The organism is Methanosaeta sp. UBA458 (assembly GCF_002496085.1).
Classification (GTDB): Archaea; Halobacteriota; Methanosarcinia; order Methanotrichales; family Methanotrichaceae; genus Methanothrix; species Methanothrix soehngenii.
Genome location: NZ_DAIK01000128.1, coordinates 8,015 through 11,243 on the forward strand (window position 1 = coordinate 8,015; position 3,229 = coordinate 11,243).

Here is a 3,229-nt window from a genome sequence, read left to right on the forward strand (position 1 = left end):
GCCGAGTCTTGAGACGGGCGATGGACCTGGCCACGGAGAAGAATCTGGATGCTGGTGCCGTAAAAAATATCTACGAGATTCTGATCAGTATGAGCACCCAAAAGCAGCAAGAGCTTCAGGGCGAGAATCAAAGCTGAGCTCTCGATGAAACCCTTGATGTGATAGAAGGATTTTTGGCCAAAATTGATCTCTTGGAGCAGCTATGGTTGATATTGCTGTTATTTCGGGGTCCAAATCAGATCAGCTGATTGTGGACAGGATTTTGGGCAGGCTGAAGGATGAGGGCGCCTCCTTTGAGCATCGTGTGCTTTCCGCACACAGAAATCCCAAAGAGCTGGAGGAGTATGTATCTGGAACCGACGCCCACGTCTTCATCGCCGTTGCCGGCCTCTCTGCTGCCCTGCCGGGAGTTATCGCCTCCCAGACTCATCGCCCAGTGATAGGGGTTCCAGTTAGCGCGAAGCTGGGTGGCCTGGATTCATTGCTCTCCATTGTTCAGATGCCTCCAGGCGTTCCCGTGGCATGTGTTGGCATCGACAATGGTGAGAATGCGGCGTTGCTGGCTATTAGAATTCTGGAATCTGGAAGATAGCTATTTATACAATGTCCGTGAGATAACGGCTCAAAGGTGGGATAGGATGTACAAGCGGATTTTGATCGCCACAGATGGCTCAGAGAAATCTAAAGCAGCCGCTAAGGAGGGCATGGAGCTCGCAAAGGCGCTGGGAGCACAGGTCATAGCGCTCAATGTTGTCAATGAGGTCGTTATTGCAAGCGCCGTTCGCCAACTTGGATCAGATAGAAAGGATGTCGAGGCCAGGCTGAAGGCTGCTGGAGAGAAGGCAGTAGAAGAACTCAAATCCATGGGTGCCTCTGCCGGTATAAATATTGACACCGTGGTGAGAATCGGCGCACCCGCAACAGCAATCATAGATACCGCAGGGGCAGAGAAAGCCGACCTGATCGTCGTTGGAAGCCACGGGGAGTCCGGTGCCACTAAGCTATTGATCGGAAGCGTTGCACAGAAGGTTCTTTATTGGGCCACGATTCCTGTCCTGGTAGTGAGATGATCTGAATGGAAGCTCTAGTATTGGGAACTCCCTTGCTCTATGCCTCCTTTGCCATTGTATTCGTGGTGGGTGTAGTCTTGGGCTACTTTGTGATTAGCTTGATCGGCTCAAGCTGAAAGGTCGAGGAAGGTCACCGGATCACTCCGGTGAAAACTTTTTCTTTTTGAAATTTAATCAAAAATAAAAAAGGATTGAGCCGATTTAACGGCAACGCCTCATTCTTTGAAGTATCTGGATGCCGTCTCCAGGCTTCTGGCCATAAGATCTGCTGCCCGTTCTATATCATTTAAATTCAGCACCTCTACTGGCGAGTGGATATAGCGCGTGGCGACGCTGATCACGCCGGTGGGAATCCCGGATCGAGTTAGGTAAATGGAGGTGGCATCAGTCGTCCCGCCGTCCGAGGCCTCGAGCTGCACCGGAATCTCAAACTCCTTGGCCGTCCCCACCAGCCACTCAATCACCTGCGGAGTAGCGATCAACCCTCTTCCCGAGCCATCGGCCACGACCAGTACCGGGCCTTTGCCCATCTCTATGGGCGCATCCTTCTTCTCAATCCCCGGATGGTCTCCGGGTATGGTCACATCTGAGGCGATGGCGATATCCGGGTCCAGGCCGAAAGCGGCGACCTTTGCTCCCTTCAATCCCACCTCCTCCTGCACTGCGGCCACGGCATAGATGGTTGATTTTGATTTGGTCCTCTTCAGAGCCTCGATCATCATAACCAGGCCGGCGCGGTTGTCGAAGGCCTTGCCAGTTACGGTGTCTCCATGCATCGGTACGAACTCTCGATCTATGGATATTGGCGTGCCCGGCAGGATTCCCAGCTCCTCTACCTCCACCTGGTTTGAGCAGCCGATATCGATGAACATATCTCTGGCCTCTACCACCTTCTTTCGGTCCTCATCCTTCATAACATGAGGAGGCTTTGAGCCGATCACGCCCACCACCGGGCCGGAGCTGGTATGGACGATGACTCTCTGATTAAGCAGGGTCTGGTCAAACCAGCCGCCAATGCGAATGAAGCGGATGAAACCCTTCTCATCTATCTGTTTTACCATCAGACCGATCTCGTCCGCATGGGCATCGATCATAATCGATGGGCGGTCTCCCTTTTTCGTGGCAATGAGATTGCCAAGCTTGTCCACTCTCACCTCATCTACATAAGGAGAGATCTCTTCCCGTACGATCTTCTGCACCGACCCTTCCCATCCGGATATGCCGTGGGCGTTGCTCAGCTTTTCCAGCAATGATTTGATGTCGCTCATTAACTCCACTCGTGATTATGGGAATAAAGTTTTTCCCTTCTCAGTGCCATCCAGATATCTGATAACGATGACCTCCAGAATACCAGGATTCTACAAGCTTCCTCCAAATGAGAGGCTTAAGGCTGTGGCAGAGCAGGTGGCAGTTGGATCAGAGGAGATCTCTCAGGTTGAGAGAGGTCTGGTCCTTGATCAGGCTGAGAAGATGGTGGAGAATGTGATCGGAATGTTCCAGGTGCCTTTAGGCATAGCCACCAACTTTGTAATCGATGGCCAGGAGGTCCTCATACCAATGGCCACTGAGGAGCCCTCGGTGATCGCCGCCGCGAGCAACGGAGCCCGCATGGCCCGAGGAGGGGGGGGTTTTTTAACCTCCAGCACCGGGCCGGTTATGCGCGCCCAGATCCAGGCCACGGGAATTGATGATCCCTTTGCCGCCCGCCAGGCCATCCTCCTCCACAAGGATGAGCTGATGGCGATGGCAAATGAGTTGGATCCCATGCTCGTCAAGTACGGTGGCGGGGTTAAGGACATCGAGGTTTATGTCATCGACTCCCGGCTGGGGCCAATGGTCGTCACCCATCTCATAGTCGACTGCCGGGATGCCATGGGGGCGAACGCGGTCAACACCATGGCCGAGGCTCTTGCCCCCAGGATAGAGCAGATAACCGGGGGCCGGGTCTATCTCAGGATCATCTCCAATCTGGCTGATCTCCGTTTAGCCAGGGCTAAAGCGGTATTCAGGGCGGAGGATATCGGCGGCCCGGAGGTAGTGGACGGCATCATCCTGGCAGCAGAGCTGGCGGTGGTCGATTCCTATCGAGCGGCAACCCACAATAAGGGAATCATGAACGGGGTGACGGCAGTGGTTTTAGCCACAGGAAACGATACCCG

General features: G+C 53.8%; 4 protein-coding genes. 3 read left to right on the plus strand and 1 reads right to left on the minus strand.

What is annotated here, in order from left to right; genetic code table 11:
- The first annotated feature begins 202 nt into the window (after positions 1 to 202).
- Positions 203 to 592 (plus strand): 5-(carboxyamino)imidazole ribonucleotide mutase, encoded by a 390-nt coding sequence (locus BP822_RS09335; RefSeq protein WP_276837127.1) that lies wholly within the window; start codon positions 203 to 205, stop codon positions 590 to 592.
- A 46-nt stretch (positions 593 to 638) separates the two neighbouring features.
- Positions 639 to 1,070 (plus strand): universal stress protein, encoded by a 432-nt coding sequence (locus tag BP822_RS09340; protein ID WP_276837126.1) that lies wholly within the window; start codon positions 639 to 641, stop codon positions 1,068 to 1,070.
- A gap of 215 nt (positions 1,071 to 1,285) precedes the next feature.
- Here BP822_RS09340 and BP822_RS09345 read toward each other — a convergent pair whose 3' ends face one another.
- A complete protein-coding gene (locus BP822_RS09345; RefSeq protein WP_276837124.1) occupies positions 1,286 to 2,338 on the minus strand; it encodes a M42 family metallopeptidase in 1,053 nt (350 codons plus the stop codon).
- A gap of 67 nt (positions 2,339 to 2,405) precedes the next feature.
- Between BP822_RS09345 and BP822_RS09350 the strand changes: the two genes are divergently transcribed.
- A partial coding sequence (locus BP822_RS09350) for a hydroxymethylglutaryl-CoA reductase, degradative (protein ID WP_286878184.1) occupies positions 2,406 to 3,229 on the plus strand: 824 nt, incomplete at its 3' end.

Excerpts from the sequence above, each read along its gene's own strand:
- BP822_RS09335 (WP_276837127.1), top strand. The coding sequence starts at position 203 with ATGGTTGATATTGCTGTTATTTCGGGGTCCAAATCAGATCAGCTGATT.
- BP822_RS09340 (WP_276837126.1), top strand. The coding sequence starts at position 639 with ATGTACAAGCGGATTTTGATCGCCACAGATGGCTCAGAGAAATCTAAA.
- BP822_RS09345 (WP_276837124.1), bottom strand. The coding sequence starts at position 2,338 with ATGAGCGACATCAAATCATTGCTGGAAAAGCTGAGCAACGCCCACGGC.